This window comes from Stenotrophomonas sp. TWI809, from assembly GCF_039673205.1.
Taxonomy (GTDB): domain Bacteria; phylum Pseudomonadota; class Gammaproteobacteria; order Xanthomonadales; family Xanthomonadaceae; genus Stenotrophomonas.
In genome coordinates this window covers 160,555-177,266 of sequence record NZ_JBDJLE010000004.1, presented here as the reverse complement: position 1 = coordinate 177,266, position 16,712 = coordinate 160,555, and the positions used below count along the sequence as shown (strand labels likewise).

General features: G+C 69.2%; 17 protein-coding genes. 12 read left to right on the top strand and 5 right to left on the bottom strand.

From position 1 onward, the window contains the following. The first annotated feature begins 320 nt into the window (after positions 1 to 320). Genes ABE472_RS05075 through ABE472_RS05050 form a run of 6 tightly spaced genes read left to right on the top strand, consistent with a single transcriptional unit; the run spans position 321 to position 7,544 of the window. Positions 321 to 1,478 (top strand): SIS domain-containing protein, encoded by a 1,158-nt coding sequence (locus ABE472_RS05075; RefSeq protein WP_313209334.1) that lies wholly within the window; start codon positions 321 to 323, stop codon positions 1,476 to 1,478. Positions 1,479 to 1,484: 6 nt separating this feature from the next. Continuing rightward, the gene (locus tag ABE472_RS05070; RefSeq protein WP_346465722.1) at positions 1,485 to 2,411 is read left to right on the top strand and encodes an ROK family protein; all 927 of its coding nucleotides are present in this window, start codon (positions 1,485 to 1,487) and stop codon (positions 2,409 to 2,411) included. Between the two features lie 23 nt (positions 2,412 to 2,434). Further along, on the top strand, positions 2,435 to 3,763 hold the full coding sequence (locus ABE472_RS05065; RefSeq protein ID WP_346465720.1) for a D-tagatose-bisphosphate aldolase, class II, non-catalytic subunit: 1,329 nt from the start codon (positions 2,435 to 2,437) through the stop codon (positions 3,761 to 3,763). 33 nt (positions 3,764 to 3,796) lie between these two features. Continuing rightward, positions 3,797 to 4,573 carry a DeoR family transcriptional regulator gene (locus ABE472_RS05060; RefSeq protein ID WP_123729905.1) on the top strand — a complete coding sequence of 259 codons (777 nt, stop codon included), beginning with the start codon at positions 3,797 to 3,799 and terminating at the stop codon, positions 4,571 to 4,573. After that, positions 4,570 to 5,685 carry an N-acetylglucosamine-6-phosphate deacetylase gene (nagA, locus tag ABE472_RS05055; protein WP_346463362.1) on the top strand — a complete coding sequence of 372 codons (1,116 nt, stop codon included), beginning with the start codon at positions 4,570 to 4,572 and terminating at the stop codon, positions 5,683 to 5,685. The genes ABE472_RS05060 and nagA overlap by 4 nt, the downstream gene beginning before the upstream one ends. Positions 5,686 to 5,738: 53 nt before the next feature. Then, positions 5,739 to 7,544: an MFS transporter gene (locus ABE472_RS05050; protein ID WP_313209344.1), complete on the top strand. Its 1,806-nt coding sequence runs from the start codon at positions 5,739 to 5,741 to the stop codon at positions 7,542 to 7,544. A gap of 23 nt (positions 7,545 to 7,567) precedes the next feature. Here ABE472_RS05050 and ABE472_RS05045 read toward each other — a convergent pair whose 3' ends face one another. The 3 genes from ABE472_RS05045 to ABE472_RS05035 all read right to left on the bottom strand — a co-directional run bounded on the left by ABE472_RS05045 (position 7,568) and on the right by ABE472_RS05035 (position 9,461). Then, complete coding sequence (locus tag ABE472_RS05045) at positions 7,568 to 8,068, bottom strand: hypothetical protein (RefSeq protein ID WP_346463366.1); 501 nt, start codon at positions 8,066 to 8,068, stop codon at positions 7,568 to 7,570. 47 nt (positions 8,069 to 8,115) lie between these two features. Then, the gene (locus tag ABE472_RS05040; protein ID WP_313209348.1) at positions 8,116 to 8,676 is read right to left on the bottom strand and encodes an HdeD family acid-resistance protein; all 561 of its coding nucleotides are present in this window, start codon (positions 8,674 to 8,676) and stop codon (positions 8,116 to 8,118) included. A 71-nt stretch (positions 8,677 to 8,747) separates the two neighbouring features. Continuing rightward, the gene (locus tag ABE472_RS05035; RefSeq protein ID WP_346465718.1) at positions 8,748 to 9,461 is read right to left on the bottom strand and encodes a ComF family protein; all 714 of its coding nucleotides are present in this window, start codon (positions 9,459 to 9,461) and stop codon (positions 8,748 to 8,750) included. 70 nt (positions 9,462 to 9,531) lie between these two features. Between ABE472_RS05035 and bioB the strand changes: the two genes are divergently transcribed. From bioB to bioC, 5 genes are all read left to right on the top strand, one after another. Next, positions 9,532 to 10,566, top strand: a complete 1,035-nt coding sequence (gene bioB / locus ABE472_RS05030; RefSeq protein ID WP_346465716.1) for a biotin synthase BioB — start codon at positions 9,532 to 9,534, stop codon at positions 10,564 to 10,566. A gap of 62 nt (positions 10,567 to 10,628) precedes the next feature. Further along, positions 10,629 to 11,840: an 8-amino-7-oxononanoate synthase gene (gene bioF / locus ABE472_RS05025; RefSeq protein ID WP_346465714.1), complete on the top strand. Its 1,212-nt coding sequence runs from the start codon at positions 10,629 to 10,631 to the stop codon at positions 11,838 to 11,840. 16 nt (positions 11,841 to 11,856) lie between these two features. Continuing rightward, positions 11,857 to 12,618 carry a pimeloyl-ACP methyl ester esterase BioH gene (gene bioH, locus ABE472_RS05020; protein WP_313209356.1) on the top strand — a complete coding sequence of 254 codons (762 nt, stop codon included), beginning with the start codon at positions 11,857 to 11,859 and terminating at the stop codon, positions 12,616 to 12,618. A gap of 60 nt (positions 12,619 to 12,678) precedes the next feature. Continuing rightward, on the top strand, positions 12,679 to 13,461 hold the full coding sequence (locus ABE472_RS05015) for an SDR family oxidoreductase (protein ID WP_313209358.1): 783 nt from the start codon (positions 12,679 to 12,681) through the stop codon (positions 13,459 to 13,461). Positions 13,462 to 13,498: 37 nt separating this feature from the next. After that, positions 13,499 to 14,383, top strand: coding sequence for a malonyl-ACP O-methyltransferase BioC (gene bioC, locus ABE472_RS05010; protein WP_346465712.1), 885 nt, complete (start codon positions 13,499 to 13,501; stop codon positions 14,381 to 14,383). 84 nt (positions 14,384 to 14,467) lie between these two features. Here the strand turns inward: bioC and ABE472_RS05005 are convergent, their stop codons facing one another. Further along, complete coding sequence (locus ABE472_RS05005) at positions 14,468 to 15,079, bottom strand: YdcF family protein (protein ID WP_313209362.1); 612 nt, start codon at positions 15,077 to 15,079, stop codon at positions 14,468 to 14,470. Beyond that, positions 15,064 to 16,023: a pyridoxal-phosphate dependent enzyme gene (locus ABE472_RS05000; RefSeq protein WP_346465710.1), complete on the bottom strand. Its 960-nt coding sequence runs from the start codon at positions 16,021 to 16,023 to the stop codon at positions 15,064 to 15,066. Before ABE472_RS05000 ends, ABE472_RS05005 begins: the two co-directional genes overlap by 16 nt. 148 nt (positions 16,024 to 16,171) lie before the next feature. On the opposite strand from ABE472_RS05000, the gene ABE472_RS04995 reads away from it, so the two are divergent. Further along, complete coding sequence (locus tag ABE472_RS04995) at positions 16,172 to 16,699, top strand: hypothetical protein (protein WP_346465708.1); 528 nt, start codon at positions 16,172 to 16,174, stop codon at positions 16,697 to 16,699. The last annotated feature ends 13 nt before the right edge of the window (positions 16,700 to 16,712 follow it).

Below are 16,712 nucleotides of genomic sequence, written 5' to 3'. Positions count from 1 at the left end.
CCGCGGTCAGCGGGAAACTGAAACCAGTGCGGCCGACTCTAGGGCACGGTCTCGAAAGATGTCAACAAATTGCAAAGAAAAAGAAAGGATATTTTGGTATAAACGAAAGATTCGGCAACGCCGCGCTTTCCAAACCCCACCTGAATACGCATTTTTAGAGTACTGAAACTGTGGTGCAACGCGGCATTCGCGCGCATCTCCCGCCGGTCAACCCCGAATGAAAGACGAAAACTGTGACCGACAGACCTTTTCTTTATCTTTCGATATTTGACATTTCGAAAGAAAACGCAGAAGGTGCGGTCGCCCAACAGGAATTGCGAATGGACGCTTCTCTGCTCCCTGATTTGCCCACGTGGCAGCGCCTCGGTGGCGCCTATACCGCCGAAGAAATCGCCCAGCAGCCCCGCTTGTGGGCCGCGCTGGCGAGCCTGCTGGACGCTGCGCAGGTACGCATCAATGGCTTCCTCGGGGAGGCCCTGCGCGATCCCGACCAGTTGGTGATCTTCACCGGCGCCGGCAGCTCGGGCTTCATTGCCGAGATGGTGGCCGACCAGATCAATGCGCAGTGGCCGGCCGAGGTGCGCGCTGTGCATACCACCAGCCTGCTGACCCATCCGGCGCTGTACCTGCGCCGCGAGCGCCCGACCCTGCTGGTGTCGTTCGGGCGCAGCGGCTCCAGCCCGGAGAGCGTGGCCGCGGTGGATCTGGTCCGCGACCAGGTCGAGCACGCGCGCTTCGTCGATATCACCTGCAATGCCGAAGGCGAACTCGCCAAACGTGGCCACGGCCGCAGCGATACGCTGTCGCTGCTGATGCCGCCGGCCAGCTGTGATCGCGCCTTCGCCATGACCAGCAGCCTGAGCTGCATGCTGCTGGCCGCGCTGAGTGCGTTCGACAGCGCCCCGTGGGCAGCGCGCCTGGAGCGTCTTCGCACGTTGGCCAGCCATGGCGAGCGTGCGCTGGATGCCTGGGATGCCGCGGTGGCGGCCTTGGCCCAAGCGCCGTATTCGCGCGTCATCTATCTCGGCAGCGGTCCTCTGGAAGCCGTCGCCCGCGAGGCCGCGCTGAAGGTGCTCGAACTCACCGCCGGCCGCGTGCTGGCACTGGCCAATACACCGCTGGGGTTCCGCCATGGGCCCAAGTCCACCCTCAACGGTGAAACGCTGGTGGTGATGCTGCGCAGCGCGCAGCCGCTGGCCCGCCGCTACGAGCAGGACCTGTTGCACGAACTGCGCCGCGACGGCATCGCCGGGCGGGTGCTGTCGATCGGGCCGGACGACGCGGACCGCGCCGACGGCGACTTCGTCCTGGCCGCACCTGCACTGCCCGATCCGTGGCTGGCCCCGCTGTGGCTGCTGGTGCCGCAGTGCTATGCGCTGCAGCGTTCGGCCGCGCTCGGCATGACCCCGGACAATCCCTTCCCCGACGGCACGGTCAACCGTGTGGTGCAGGGCGTGACCATCCACCCCCACGGCTGAGCACGCATGCAGACCTGGTATGGCATCGACATCGGCGGCACCAAGATCGAACTGGTCGCGTGCGACGCCACGCTGAGGGTGCACCACCGCCAACGCGTGGCGACGCCGACCCGCGACTACGCCGCGTTCCTGCAGGCGATCGTCGATCTGGTCGCCGCGGCGGATGCCGCGCTCGGCCAGCGCGGCCTGGGGGTCGGCATCGGCCTGCCCGGCGTGCGCGATCGCGTCAGCGGCCGCCAGCTCAGTGCCAACGTGCCCAGCCTGACCGGTCAGACCGTCGGTACGGACCTGCAGGCACGCCTGCAGCGCCCGCTGCAGCTCGGCAATGACCTGCAGTGTTTTGCCTTGTCCGAGGCCCATGACGGCGCCGCCGCCGGCTACCCCAGCATGTTCGGGGCGATCCTCGGCACAGGGGCGGGCGGTGGCTTCTGCGTCGGCGGCCGGCTGATCGCCGGTCACAATGGCATCGCCGGCGAGTGGGGCCACTGGAGCCTGCCCGCCACGCTGCAGCAGCGCCACGACCTGCCCGTGCTGGACTGTGGTTGCGGCCTGCGCGGCTGCCTGGAGCGTTACGTGTCCGGCAGCGGCCTGGCGATGATCCATGAACGCCGTGGTGGCCACGCGCTGGATGCCGCCGAGGTGGTCGCACGGGCCCAGGCCGGCGATGCGGTCGCGCAGCAGGCGCTGGCCATCCACCGCGACCTGCTCGGCTACAGCTTCGCCAGCCTGATCCTCGCGCTGGACCCGCACGTGATCGTGCTCGGCGGTGGCCTGTCCAAGCTGGAACAGCTCTACCGCGACCTGCCTGCCTCGATCGCGCCCTACCTGTTTGCCGGTGTGCGGGTCCCCCCGATCCTGCCGCCCACCTTCGGCGATGCCGGCGGTGCGCGGGGCGCGGCACTGCTCGCGCGCCAGCACTTCCCCTCCCCCTGAACACTGTTGTTACTGGAGTTGCCATGTCCGCCGTCCAATCGTTGATCGCCGCCCATCGCCAGGGCCACCCCGTCGGGCTGTACAGCGTCTGCTGCAGCAACGCGCAGGTGCTGCTGGCGGCGATGCAGGTCGCGCAGCGTTACGACACCCTGCTGCTGATCGAGGCGACCTCCAACCAGGTCGATCAGTTCGGCGGCTATACCGGCATGACCCCGCCGCAGTACCGCGACTACGTGCTGCAGCTGGCACGCGATGCCGATTTCCCGGCCGAGCGGCTGGTGCTCGGTGGCGACCACCTCGGTCCGAACGCCTGGCAGAAGGGCCCGGCACAAGCTGCAATGGCAAACGCGCGCGAACTGATCGCCGCCTACGTCGCCGCCGGTTTCCACAAGATCCACCTGGACTGCAGCATGTCCTGCGCCGACGACCCGACCCCGTTGCCGGACGCCATCGTCGCCGCGCGCTCGGCCCAACTGGCGCGCATCGCCGAGCGCACGGCCGCCGAGCACGGGCTGCCACCACCGGTCTACGTGATCGGCACCGAGGTACCGATTCCCGGCGGTGAAGCCTCGCTGGCCGGCGGCCTGCAGGTGACCACGCCGGCGGCCGCAGCGACCACCCTGGCGATCCACCGTGAGGCGTTCTCCGCCCCGGACCTGCTGCCGGCCTGGGAGCGCGTGATCGCGATGGTCGTCCAGCCCGGCGTGGATTTCGACCACAGCAGCGTGCACTACTACGATCCGGCCGCCGCCACCGCGCTGTCTGCCTTTGTCGAGCAGCAGCCGGGCATCGTGTTCGAAGCGCACTCCACCGATTACCAGACCGAAGCCGGCCTGCACGCGCTGGTCCGCGATCATTTCGCGATCCTGAAAGTCGGCCCGGCGGCGACCTATGCCTTCCGCGAGGCGGTGTTCGCGCTGGCGATGATCGAATCCGAACTGCTGCCCGCCGCGCAATGCTCGAACCTGATCGAGGTGCTGGACCGCTGCATGGTCGACGCACCGGGCAGCTGGCGCAGCTACTACCAGGGCGACGAGCACGAACTGCGCCTGCTGCGCGCGTACTCGCTCAGCGATCGCAGCCGATATTACTGGGGCGAGCCAGCGGTACAGGCTGCGCTGGACACGCTGGTTGCCAATCTCACCGCGCACGCGCCGCCGCAGATGCTGCTCAGCCAGTTCATGCCCGAACAGCTCAAGGCGATCGAGGCCGGTGAGCTGCGGCCGGCGCCGTTGGCGCTGATCCAGCACAAGGTGGCGCTGCGCCTGGCCGAGTATGCCCGGGCCTGCAATCGCAACTGCTCAGGGGCGGATAACGAAACCCGACAGGCCAAGGAGCTTTCGGAACGGTAAGCTTCGGCTTTCCCTTTCGAACGGAATCGCCCCATGCGAAACACCCGGCAGCGCCGCCAACAGATCCTCCAGACCCTGGTCGAGCACGGCAACGTGCAGGTCAGCGAGCTGGTGGCGCGCTTTGCGGTCTCGGCGGTCACCATCCGCGCCGACCTGACCCACATCGAGTCGCAGGGGCTGGCCACGCGCACCCATGGGGGCGCGACGCTGGTGCGCACGCCGCCACAGGAACAGGACATCCACGAGAAGGATGCCTTGAACCTGCCGATGAAGGACCGGATCGGTATCGAGGCGGCCAAGCTGGTCAAGGCCGGCGACAACATCATCATCGACTCCGGCTCGACCACGATGACCCTGGCGCGGCACCTGCGCGGGCATCGCGACGTCACGGTCATGACCAACGGGCTCAACATCGCCTGGGAGCTGGCCAATGCGCCCGGCGTGGAGCTGCTGCTCACCGGCGGGTTGCTGCGCAAGCAGTCGCTCTCGCTGCATGGCAGCCAGGCCGAGGCGAGCCTCAACACCTACAGCTTCGACACCCTGTTCCTGGGCGTGGATGGCCTGGACCTGCAGTTCGGCCTCACCACCCACCATGAGGCCGAAGCCAGCCTCAACCACCGCATGGTCGAGCGCGCGCGCCGCATCGTGGTGCTGACCGACGCCTCCAAGTTTGGCCGGGTCAGCCTGCACCGCATCGCGCGGCTGGACCAGGTCCATACCATCATCACCGACGGCAGCATCGAGCCCGAGTACCTGGAAGGGCTGCAGCGGCTGGGCGTCGAAGTGATCATCGCCGAGTCCCCGCCTTGACCGAGTCCCGCTCCCTGCACGGCCGCCTGCTCACCGACACCGGTTGGGTCCGCGGCGATATCCATTTCGACCAGCGCATCACCGCCATCGATACGGTGCACGCCGATCCGCGCGGCGACAATGAGGTGCCGCTGATCCTGCCCGGCTTCATCGACCTGCATGTGCATGGCGGTGCCGGGGTGGACATCATGCAGGGCGGCACGACCGCGCAGACGGTGGCCCGCGCGCACGCCCGGCACGGCACCACCGCGCTGCTGGGCACCACCATGACCGCGCAGGAAGACGACATCACGCGCGCGCTTGAAGGCCTGTCCACCGCGATCGCCACGCGCGCACCCGGCATGGCCCGCGTACTCGGTGTGCATCTGGAAGGCCCCTTCATCAGTGCGCAGCGCCTGGGCGCGCAGCCACCGCTGGTGGTGGAGGCCACCCTGGCCGACGTGCAGCGCCTGCATGCGATCGCCCCGATCAAGGTACTCACTCTCGCCCCGGAAATCGGCCAGCACCTCGCGCTGATTCCCGCGCTCAGTGCGCTCGGCATCCGCGTGCAGCTCGGCCACAGCGCCGGCAGCTACGAAGACGGCGTCGCCGCATTGAACGCCGGTGCGGCCGGCTTCACGCATCTGTTCAACGGCATGACCGGCGTGGACCACTACCAACCCGGCATCGCCACCGCCGCGCTCGCGCACGCGCAGTACGCCGAACTCATTCCCGATCTGCAGCACGTGCATCCCGGCGCGATCCGCACCGCCCTGCGCGCGATCCCGCGTCTGTACTGCGTCACCGATGCGACCGCGGCGACCGGCATGCCCGATGGCGAGTACGCGCTCGGCGTACAGCGTGTGCACAAATGCCTGGGTTGCGTACGGCTGTCGAGCGGCTCGCTGGCCGGCAGTGCGCTGACCATGGACCAGGCGCTGCGCAACCTGGTCTCGCTCGGCCTGGACATCGCCGATGCCTCCCACCGGCTGTCGCGCTACCCGGCCGACTACCTCGGCATCGACGACCGCGGCCGCATCGCGACCGGCGCCTGGGCGGACCTGGTGGTGCTCGACCACGACCTGCGCGTGCGCGGCGTGGTGGTGGAAGGCGACGACATCGCGCTCGACTGAGCGTGGACTCCCGCGCCGCCATGGCGCACGCACTTGCAGACAGGACCGGCACGATGAACGACGTTTCCGCAGCCATGCCCGTGCACGCCGGCGCCTCCGCGCCGCGCTGGCCGGTACGCTATCTGTTGTTCATCGGCGGCATGGGGGGGCTGCTCTACGGCATCGACATCGGCATCATCGCCGGCGCCCTGCCCTATCTGGAGGCCACCGCCACCGCGAGCTGGCACCTGACCAGCCAGCAGCTGGGTTTCGTGGTGGCCGCGGTGCTGCTGGGCAGTGTGCTGTCTTCGCTGTTTGCCGGGATGGTCGCCGACCTGATCGGCCGCCGTGGCGCGATGCTGCTGGCCGGCGTGCTGTTCACCGCCAGCATTCCGGTGATGGCCCTGTCCGATGGCTATGGCGCGCTGTTGATGGGACGCCTGCTGCAGGGCATCAGTGGCGGGCTGATCGGCGTGGTGGTGCCGCTGTATCTGGCCGAAGTGCTCAGCCCGGAACGACGCGGGCGCGGCGCGGCGATGTTCCAGCTGCTGCTGACCATCGGCCTGGTGCTGGCTGCGGTGATCGGGCTGTACCACGCGCATGCCGTGGATGCCGCGACCGCCGCGGTGCGCCATCTGCCCGGTGCGGAGCAGCAGCGCCTGCTGTTCGACGTCAAGGACCATGCCTGGCGCACCATTTTCTGGAGCTGCCTGCTGCCCGGCCTGGTGTTCACCGGCGGCGTGCTGCTGATCAGTGAATCCCCACGCTGGCTGGTGCGCCGTGGCCGCATCGAGACAGCGCGCCACGCCCTGCAGCGTACCGTCGCCGCGAGCGACGTGGAGCCGACCCTGCAGCGCATGCAGGCGCCGGAGGAGCTCCAGATCGGCCGCAACGGCAAGCGCGACCCGCTGCTCAGCCGCCGGTACGTGTGGCCGTTCGTGCTGGCCTGCCTGGTGCTGGCCTTCACCCAGGCCACCGGCATCAACTCGGTGCTGGCCTACGCGGTCAACATCCTCAACCAGGCCGGCCTGCCCGGCTCGGTGGCCAACGGCGCCGATGTGGCGATCAAGCTGCTCAACGCGGTGATGACCGTGGTCGCACTGGTGCTGGTCGACCGCAAGGGCCGCAAGTTCCTGCTGATGCTGGGCAGTGGTGGCATCACGCTGTCGCTGCTGGCGGCTGCGTTGTTGTTCGTGCAGAGCGAGCGCGGGCGGCTGGATGTGCAGGCCGCGCTGCAGCAGCAGGTGAGCGGCACCACCCTGTTGCTGCCGCTGGATGCCGCGCAATGGCAGCGGCTGGAGGGCAACGCCGGCGGCGCGCCGCAGCAGCTGACCGTGTCGTATGCCTACGGTGGCTTCAGCAACGTGCGCTCACTGCGCAGCGACAACCCGATCGACGCCACGCTGCAGATCCGTCGCGAAGACGCGGTGTCGGCCGACAGCGTGATCGGCCGCTTCTTCCGCACGCTGCATCTCAATCCCTTCCCGGATCCCGCCCAGGCCGCCAATGCGCCGCTGGTGATCGAACGTGCGGTGATCGGCCCGGTGCCCTCGCCCACCCACGGCTGGCTGGTCGCCGGCTGCATTCTGCTGTTCGTCGCGTTCTTCGCGGTGGGCCCGGGCGTGTGCGTGTGGCTGGCGCTGTCCGAGCTGATGCCGACCCGCATCCGCTCCAACGGCATGAGCATCGCGCTGCTGATCAACCAGTTCGTGTCCACCGTGATCGCCGCGATCTTCCTGCCCACGGTCGGCCATCACGGTTACGCCAGCATGTTCTTCTTCTGGGCCGGCTGCACGTTGCTGTATTTCCTGATCGCCGCGTTCTGGCTGCCGGAAACCAAGGGCAAATCGCTGGAGCAGATCGAAGCGAATTTCCGCTGAGGCCGTCAACAGCGGCGAGGCACTCAAGGCGCCTTGCCGGTGACCTCGGTATACAGCCGGTGGGCGTCGGCGGTGCTGTCCAGCCCGGTCACCTGCATGGACTGCGCGAAGGGGCCGGCGATGACGGCGACATTGAGGACCTGATCGCCGACGGTAAATGCCACACGCTTGGCGACGCGCGCTTCGGTCGCGGCGAGGATGCGCGGTGCCGCGGCCTCCGTGAAACGCAGGATCAGGGTCCCGTGTCCGGTAGACCCGTCGCTGCCCACGGCCACCGTGGCGATGTCGGCCGTGGTGATGAAGGCCGGCTCGATCAAGGAAAGCGCGTTGCCGTCGCGGTCCTTGAGCGTGGTGACGCCGGGGTGGCGGGCATCCTCGGCCACCTCACGCATCTGGATGCGTGCGTTCGCCAGCGGTGCGACGCCCGCCGGCGTCTCGGACGCGGCGGGTGCGGGCGGCGCCTGGGTGCAGGCGCTGAGGCCGGCCCCCAGCGCCATCGTTACGATCAACAGACTGCTGCGCATGCGTGTCTCTCCATCAGGACGGGCACGAGTATCGCCGCTGCGCGTGCTCAGCGCAGGCGGCGGATGCGCCAGGCGACCATGATCTGCAGCACGCCGTAGAGCAGGCTGCCGATGCCGACCCACAGCGTGGTGACGGCAATGCCTGCCATCGGATTGGCCACCATCATCGCGCCGAGCACGATCGCCAGCACGCCGCTGAGGATCAGCAGCCACTCGCCCTGGATTTCCTTGCGCACCCGGATCGCGAACACGATGCGGTAGATGCCGGCGACGATCAGCCAGGCGGCCAGCAACAGGATCAGCACACTGGCCGTGGCCAGCGGGTTGAGCACGGCCAGCACACCGAATGCCACCGAGGCCAGCGCGTAGACCAGCAGCCACCCGCGCGGCACGCCACTGCGGCCAAACAGCGCGAACAGGCTGATCAGGCCTTCCACCAGGGCCATCACGCCGATCGCCCAGGCCAGTGCGGTCGCGGCCGAGAGCGGCCGTGCAATCGCGATCAGGCCGAAGACCACGGCGACCGCGCCGTACAGCATCAGCACCCACCAGCTGCGGCCGATGGCAGTGAGAAGCGGTGAGGTGCGCGGATCCGGCGGCAGGTTCATGGGACGTCCTTGCGAGGGTGATGACCGCCCGATGGTACGTCCTGGCAGCGTGCAAGGCGCGGCAACGGCGCTTACGGCACCCGCGCACAGACCCAGACCTGCATCGGGCCGGCACCGGCGTACTGCAGCGCGCGCAACGCGGCATCGGTGGTTGCCCCGGTGGTCATCACATCGTCGAGGATCGTCAGCCCGGCGGGTGGATGGCCGCGTACTGCGAACGCATCGCGCAGATTGCAGCGCCGGGCATCCGCATCCAGGTTCGATTGCGCCACGGTCTCGCGGGTACGCTGCAGCCCGTTCCAGAGCGGGCAGCACAGCCCGCGCGCCAGCGGCTTGCTCAGTTCCAGCGCCTGGTTGTAACCGCGCTGGCGCAACCGGCGGCGGTGCAGTGGCATCGGCTGCAGCGGCCCGGCCAGAAACGGCGGCACGCGCTGCAGCATGAGCTGCGAGAGCAACCGTCCCGCGGCCAGGTCCTGGTGGAATTTGAACCGGATCAGCAACCGGTCGATCGGCGGCGCGTACAGGAACGCGGCACTGGCCGCCGCCTGGCGGGGATACTCGTCCACGCAACGCTCGCAGTGATCCCCCGCTGCATCACCGGGATCGTTCGCCATCAACGGCAGTGCGCAGCGACGGCAGGCACGGTCGTTCCACGGTAGCGCCTGATGACAGGCGCGGCACAGATCCATCCCGTCCTCGCCCGGGCGCTCGCAGACCAGGCAGCGCAGCGGCAGGATCTGCCAGCCGAGCCAGCCCAGGGCTCCGTAAACTTTTGATAAGGCCATATGGTTGACAGATGCAGGCAGCCTCACCAGACTGCCGCCCTTTCGTTCCACTATCTGTCAGGACACCCCCATGGCTTCTGTCATCCGACACGACTGGCACCGCGAGGAACTGCTGGCGCTGTTCGCGCTGCCCTTCCCGGTGCTGCTGCACCGCGCGGCCAGCGTGCACCGCGAGCAGTTCGATCCGGCGGAAGTGCAGGTCTCGACCCTGCTGTCGGTCAAGACCGGCGGCTGCCCGGAAGACTGCGCGTACTGCCCGCAGGCGCAGCGCTACAGCACCGGGTTGGATGCACAGAAGCTGATGGCCACCGACGACGTGGTCGCCAAGGCCCGCCAGGCCAAGGCGGCGGGCGCCTCGCGGTTCTGCATGGGCGCGGCCTGGCGTTCGCCCAAAGACCGCGATATCCCCAAGGTGGCGGCGATGATCCGCGAGGTGAAGGCACTCGGCCTGGAGACCTGCGCCACGCTGGGGATGCTCAGCGGCGAACAGGCCACCGCCCTGCGCGACGCCGGGCTGGACTACTACAACCACAACCTGGATACCGCGCCGGATTACTACGATTCGATCATTCACACGCGCCAGTACCAGGACCGCCTGGACACGTTGGCGCACGTGCGCGATGCCGGGCTGAAGACCTGCTGCGGTGGCATCGTCGGCATGGGCGAGACCCGCGAGCACCGCGCCGGCCTGCTGCTGGCGCTGGCCACCCTGCCCGCGCACCCGGATTCGGTGCCGATCAACCGGCTGGTGCAGGTGGCCGGCACGCCCCTGCACGGCACCGCCGAACTGGACCCGTTCGAGTTCGTGCGGATGGTCGCGGTGGCCCGCATCGCCATGCCCCGCGCGATGGTGCGGCTCTCGGCCGGGCGCGAGGCGATGAGCGACGAGCTGCAGGCGCTGTGCTTCCTGGCCGGGGCCAACTCCATCTTCTACGGCGAAAAGCTGCTCACCACCGGCAACCCGGACACCGAACGCGACCTGGCCCTGTTCGCGCGGCTGGGCCTGCGCCCGATGCCGGTCACGGTGGATGCCGACGGGCACGACCACCCAGGCACGGTCCACGCCGACATCACCGCCGGCGGCCGCGGCGGGCGGGCGGCCTGAGCCCCGAGCAGCGGGCCCGGCAACCGGGTACGCTAACGGCCCACCCGGACCCCCTGACGACCATGGCCCGCCCTGACCTGCACGACCGCATCCAGGCCCAGCGCAAGCTCCGCGACGCGCAGGGGCGCCTTCGCGTGCGCCGCGTGGTGAACCGGCGCGATGGCGTGCGGCTGGACGTCGATGGCCAGTGGCTCACCGGTTTCTGCAGCAATGACTATCTGGGCCTGTCGCAGCAGTTCGGCGTGGTCAGCGCATTGCAGGATGCTGCCGCGCGCGAAGGCACCGGCGCCACCGGATCGCACCTGATCTGCGGCCACCACGCGCTGCATGACGCGCTTGAACGGGAAATGGCCGATTGGCTCGGCTATCCCCGTGCGCTGCTGTTCGGCAGTGGTTTCGCCGCCAACCTCGCGGTGCAGCAGGCGCTGCTCAGCGAAGAAGACGATGTCTGCGTGCAGGACCGGCTCAACCACGCCAGCCTGCTCGATGCATCGCGCCTGGCCGGTTGCCGCCTGCGCCGCTACCCGCATCTGGATACCGAAGGCGCGCTGCGCCAACTCAAGCACGCGCCCAACGGCGCGGCGATGCTGGCCACCGACGGCGTCTTCAGCATGGACGGCGACATCGCCCCGCTGCGATCCCTGACGCTGGTGGCGCGCATGCAGGAAGCGCTGCTCTACGTCGATGACGCGCACGGCATCGGCGTGGTCGGCGAACACGGCCGCGGCTGCGTGGCCGATGCGGGCCTGGGTGTGAACGATGTGCCGCTGCAGCTGGCCACGCTCGGCAAGGCGCTTGGGGGCAGCGGTGCGGTCGTGCTCGGCGACGAGGCGATGATCCAGCACCTGGCCGACACCGCGCGCCCCTACATCTACACCACCGCCGTGCCGCCGGCGCAGGCCGCCGCCGCCCTGGCCGCGGTGAAGCTGGCCCGCCGCGACGACTGGCGCCGCGAAAAGCTCACCGAACTGATTGGCATCTTCCGCACCGGCGCCCGCCAGCACGGCCTGGAACTGATGCCATCGGATACCCCGATCCAGCCCCTGCTGTGCGGCGCCGAATCGACGGTGATGGGCATGTCGGCCGCGCTGGAAGCCGCCGGTTTCCTGGTCAGCGCGATCCGTCCGCCCACCGTACCGGAGGGCAAGGCGCGCCTGCGGGTGACCCTGTCCGCCCTGCACGCACCCGCCGAGGTGCGCGCACTGGTCGATGCGATCGCGCACGCCCGCGACACCGTGGTGCAGCCGCCATCGCTGACTGCCCTGACCGCGTGACAGCGCTGGGTTGAGCATGCAGATCGATGTCATCGGCCAAGGCCCCGCGCTGGTCCTGATCCACGGCTGGGCCCTGCACGGCGGCGTGTTCGCGCCGTTGGTGGACCGCCTGTCGGCGCACCTGCAGCTGCACCTGGTGGATCTGCCCGGCCACGGCGCCAGCCGCGATGACACCACGCCGCTGCGCCTGCCGTACGTGGTCAACGCCATTGCCGCCGCCACGCCGCCGGCGGTCTGGTGCGGCTGGTCGCTCGGCGGGCTGTTCGCGCTGCATGCGGCCGCGACCCTGCCCCAGGTGCGTGCCCTGGCGATGATCGCCGCCACGCCGCGTTTCGTGCGCGGCGACGATTGGCCGCATGCGGTGGAGCCGGCGGTGTTCGAACAGTTCGGTCAGGACCTCGCGCAGGACTATCGCGGCACGCTGGAGCGCTTCCTCGCGCTGGATGCGATGGGCTCCGAACACGCCCGCCAGGAACTGCGCACGCTGCGCGAGATGCTGGTCGCGCGCGGTGCGCCGGCCCCACGTGCGTTGCAGGAGGGCCTGCGCCTGCTGGAGAACACCGATCTGCGGGGCGCCCTGGCCCAGCTGGGCAAGCCCAGCCTGTGGCTGGCCGGCCAGCGCGATCGGCTGGTCTCGGCGCGGGCCATGCAGGCTGCCGCCGCGCTGGCGCCGGGCGCGCAGGCGCATGTGATCGCCCAGGGCGGGCATGCGCCCTTCCTCGGCCATACCGACGAAGTGGCCGCGCAGCTGCAACACTTTGTTGCCGCGCTGCCTTGACCTGTTCCGGCCGCGCATCGCCGATCATGTACGCCTGCCTTTCCCCACAGGACTGACCCCATGGATCTTGGAATCGCCGGCCGCTGGGCCCTGGTCTGCGCCGCCAGCAAAGGCCTCGGGCTGGGCTGTGCACGCGCACTCGCCCGCGAGGGCGTCAACGTGGTCATCGCCGCGCGCGGTGAAGCGGCCCTGGAACGCGCCGTGCTCGAACTGCAGGCCCTGCCGGGCGCACGCAGGGTGATCGGCGTGGTTGCCGACATCACCACGCCGGAAGGCCGTACCGCCGCGCTGGCCGCGTGCCCGCAGGTCGACATCCTGGTCAACAACGCGGGGGGCCCGCCGGCGGGCGATTTCCGCCAGTTCACCCGCGAGGACTGGATCGCCGCGCTGGATGCCAACATGCTGGCCCCGATCGAGCTGATCCGCACCACGGTGGATGGCATGATCGAGCGTGGTTTCGGCCGCGTGGTCAACATCACCTCTTCTTCGGTGAAGGCCCCGATCGACATCCTCGGGCTCTCCAACGGGGCGCGCTCCGGGCTGACCGGGTTCGTGGCCGGGCTGGCACGCAAGACCGTCGCCCACAACGTCACCCTCAACAATCTGCTGCCGGGCCAGTTCGATACCGATCGCCTGCGCGGCAACTTCGCGTACCTGGCGCAGCAGCAGGGCATCGATGCCGGCCAGCTGGCCGAGCGCAAACGCACGCATATTCCCGCCGGCCGCTTCGGCACCGCCGATGAGTTCGGTGCCGCCTGCGCCTTCCTGTGCAGCGCACAGGCCGGCTATATCACCGGGCAGAACCTGCTGATCGATGGCGGCGCCTACCCCGGCACCTTCTGAGTCCACCCGCACCACCGTTTTGAGCCGTGAGTACCCCATGACGTCCAGCTTCGATCCCCATCATGTCCGCCGCGCCTTCTCGCGCGCCGCCAGCAGTTACGACGCCGCCGCGGCGCTGCAGCGCGAGGTGGAAAAGCGCCTGCTCGAATCGCTGGATTACCTGGAAAGCCGCCAGCCGCAGGTGGTGCTCGATGTCGGCAGCGGCACCGGCCATGCCAGCGCGCTCATGAAGAAGCGCTGGCCGAAGGCACAGGTGATCGCGCTGGACCTGGCCCAGCCGATGCTGCGCGAGGCGAAGAAGCAGGCCGGCTGGTGGAAGCCGTTCTCGCGGGTGTGCGGCGATGCGCAGGCGTTGCCGGTGCTGGACCAGAGCGTGGATGTGATCTTCAGCAACCTGTGCCTGCAGTGGGTGGAGGATCTGCCGGCGGTGTTCGCCGGGTTCCGCCGCGCGCTCAAGCCCGGGGGCCTGCTGCTGGTCTCCACGTTCGGGCCGGAAACCCTGATCGAGCTGCGCGATGCGTTCGCCGCCGCCGACGACGTACCGCACGTCAGTCGCTTCGCACCGATCGCACAGTTCGGCGATGCGCTGATGATGTCCGGCTTCCGCGATCCGGTCCTGGACCGCGACCTGTTCACCCTGACCTACGACGACCTGACCGCGCTGATGCGCGAACTGCAGGCGATCGGCGCCACCAACGCGCGCCAGGACCGCCGCCACACGCTGACCGGGCGCGGGCGCTTCGATGCCACGCGCGCAGCCTACGAGCCGCTGCGGCGCGAAGACGGCAAGCTGCCCAGCAGCTGGGAAGTGATCTACGCACACGCGTGGGCGCCGGAAGGCGGCGCGCCGATCCGCGAGCGGGGGCACGATGTCGCCACGGTGCCGATCTCGGCGATTCCGATCCGCCGCAAAACGCCCTGAGCCGACCAAGCTGATCGCGTAGAGCCGACCGTTGGTCGGCTGGACCGCTGAGCCACCATGCGTCCAGCCGACCAACGGTCGGCGCTACGACGGGAACAGATCGCGATGGAAGAAGTAGATTTCCTGCGCCAGGAACCGCCAGCTGGTGTGGAAGCTGCGGAAGCGCGTGCTCGGCGTGGACGAGGCCAGCGCATCGATGCCCAGCTCGCGGCACAGGCGCAGCGCGCGGGCCATGTGCAGCGGGTCGCTGACGATGATCACGCGGTGCAGCTTGCGCTGATCCATCAAGCGCCGCGCCTCGATCAGGTTCTGTCGCGTGGTGCGTGAAGCGGTCTCGATCAGGATCGCATCGTCGGGGACGCCCTGCTTGAGCGCGTAGCGGCGCGCCACCTGCGATTCGGAAAAGCGTGCGCCGGTGCCGCCGTAGCCGCCGGTGAAGATAAGCAGCGGCGCATAGCCCTGCTGGTACAGGTCCAGCCCGTGCCGGATGCGCTCTTCGAACACCGGCGACGGCTTGGCGTCATAGGCCGCGGCGCCGAGCACGATGATCGCATCGGCCTTCTGCGCCTGATCGCGCTCGCCGATCCAGACGATCCACGCGGTGACCCCAAGCAGCCACACCGCCAGCACGATGCACAGCCGCCACAGCCACCCGAACAACCCCACCCGCGTGCGCCGGCTCATGCCGCGCCCCACGGCAGGGCATCCAGATCGACATTGCCACCGGACAGCACCACGCCGACCCGTTTGCCGGCAAAGCGCGCCGGTTCGGCGAGGATCGCCGCCAGGGCGATGGCCGAGGATGGCTCCACCACCTGCTTGAGCACCTGCCAGATCTGCCGCATTGCGGCCACGGTGGCCGCATCGGCGACGGTGATGACCTGCGCCGCGCCCTGCAGCAGGGCGAAGTTGGGCGCGCCGAGCGTCCCGCGCAGGCCATCGCAGACGGTGTCGGGGGTGAAGTCGATGCGGCGCTCGCCAGCCGCCAGCGAGCGCGCGGTATCGGCCGCGCCCAGCGGTTCGGCCAGCACCAGCCCGGTCGCCGGGGCGACCGCCTGCAGGGCCAGCCGCGTGCCCGAGGCCAGGCCACCGCCGCCCACCGGCACCACCATCATGTCCAGGCCCTCGCTGGCGTGCAGCAGCTCCAGCGCAGCCGTGCCCTGGCCGGCAATGACCTGGGGGTCGGTATACGGATGCACCAGGGTCGCCCCGGTTTCGGCCTGGACCTGGGCGCACATCGCTTCGCGCGCGGCGATCGAGGCATCGCAGCGCCACAGCGTGGCCCCGTGACGGCCGATGTTGGCCAGCTTGGCGGCCACCGCGCCGTCGGGCACGACCACGTGGCAGGCGATGCCGCGGGTGCGGGCGGCCAGCGCCAAGGCCGCGCCATGGTTGCCGGAGGAGTGGGTGACCACCCCGCGCCGCGCCTGCGCCTCCTCCAGCGCCCAGACGGCATTGCAGGCACCGCGGAACTTGAACGCCCCGCTGCGCTGCAGATGCTCGGCCTTGAAGAACACGGTGGCGCCGGTCATCGCATCCAGCGTGCGCGAGCGCAGTACCGGCGTCACGCAGGCGTGCACGGCAATGCGCGCCGCCGCCGCCAGCACGTCGTCAACACAGGGCAAGGGTGAATCGCTCATGACGCAAGATTAACGTATGCCCCACGTCCACACCCGCCTGGATGAACGTGTCAGCATGGCAACCATTCATTCGGATCGGGCCGAGTTAAGGGCCGATTCAATGCCCTGGGCGGAAGCTGGCCCTACAGCCCTTTGGGGGGACCCCATCATGAAAATGCGCCTTGTTCTTGCCGGTGGCCTGTTATTGGCCCTGTCCGGCTGCGCGACGTACGACTATGTCGGCGGTGGCGGCGGCGGCAATGGCTACTACCACGGCGCACCTTCGGTCGAGTATCGCTACCCGGCCGGGTATCCCTACGGATACGGCAGCGGCTACTACGGGGGTGGCTACTACGGTTACGGCGGTGGGTATGGCGGTGGCTACGGCTATCCGGTGTATCGCCCGTACCCGAACTATCGCCCGCCGCACAATCATCGGCCGCCGCCGCGCCCCGGCAACGGCAACGGCAACCCCACCCGTCCGCCGGATCGCCCGCGTCCGAACAACGGCGGCTCGCCGTGGCGGAACATGGATTCGGTCGGTGGCCCGCGCCGCCCGCAGCAGCGCCAACAGCAGCGCCCGTCGCCGCCGCCCCAGGCACGCCCGGCCCAGGCACCGCGTCCGTCTGCGCCGAGGATGAACGGTTCCCCGTGGCGGAATCTCAACAATGCGAACCAACGCACAGTTGAGCCTTGAGATGGCTTGATTT

Bases quoted from the DNA above. Each gene is read 5' to 3' on its own strand.
- ABE472_RS04995 (WP_346465708.1), top strand. From the start codon at position 16,172: ATGAAAATGCGCCTTGTTCTTGCCGGTGGCCTGTTATTGGCCCTGTCC.
- ABE472_RS05035 (WP_346465718.1), bottom strand. From the start codon at position 9,461: ATGGCCTTATCAAAAGTTTACGGAGCCCTGGGCTGGCTCGGCTGGCAG.
- ABE472_RS05040 (WP_313209348.1), bottom strand. From the start codon at position 8,676: ATGAACCTGCCGCCGGATCCGCGCACCTCACCGCTTCTCACTGCCATC.
- ABE472_RS05015 (WP_313209358.1), top strand. From the start codon at position 12,679: ATGGATCTTGGAATCGCCGGCCGCTGGGCCCTGGTCTGCGCCGCCAGC.
- bioF (WP_346465714.1), top strand. From the start codon at position 10,629: ATGGCCCGCCCTGACCTGCACGACCGCATCCAGGCCCAGCGCAAGCTC.
- bioH (WP_313209356.1), top strand. From the start codon at position 11,857: ATGCAGATCGATGTCATCGGCCAAGGCCCCGCGCTGGTCCTGATCCAC.
- ABE472_RS05000 (WP_346465710.1), bottom strand. From the start codon at position 16,023: ATGAGCGATTCACCCTTGCCCTGTGTTGACGACGTGCTGGCGGCGGCG.
- ABE472_RS05075 (WP_313209334.1), top strand. From the start codon at position 321: ATGGACGCTTCTCTGCTCCCTGATTTGCCCACGTGGCAGCGCCTCGGT.
- bioC (WP_346465712.1), top strand. From the start codon at position 13,499: ATGACGTCCAGCTTCGATCCCCATCATGTCCGCCGCGCCTTCTCGCGC.
- ABE472_RS05065 (WP_346465720.1), top strand. From the start codon at position 2,435: ATGTCCGCCGTCCAATCGTTGATCGCCGCCCATCGCCAGGGCCACCCC.
- ABE472_RS05050 (WP_313209344.1), top strand. From the start codon at position 5,739: ATGAACGACGTTTCCGCAGCCATGCCCGTGCACGCCGGCGCCTCCGCG.
- ABE472_RS05045 (WP_346463366.1), bottom strand. From the start codon at position 8,068: ATGCGCAGCAGTCTGTTGATCGTAACGATGGCGCTGGGGGCCGGCCTC.
- bioB (WP_346465716.1), top strand. From the start codon at position 9,532: ATGGCTTCTGTCATCCGACACGACTGGCACCGCGAGGAACTGCTGGCG.
- ABE472_RS05060 (WP_123729905.1), top strand. From the start codon at position 3,797: ATGCGAAACACCCGGCAGCGCCGCCAACAGATCCTCCAGACCCTGGTC.
- ABE472_RS05070 (WP_346465722.1), top strand. From the start codon at position 1,485: ATGCAGACCTGGTATGGCATCGACATCGGCGGCACCAAGATCGAACTG.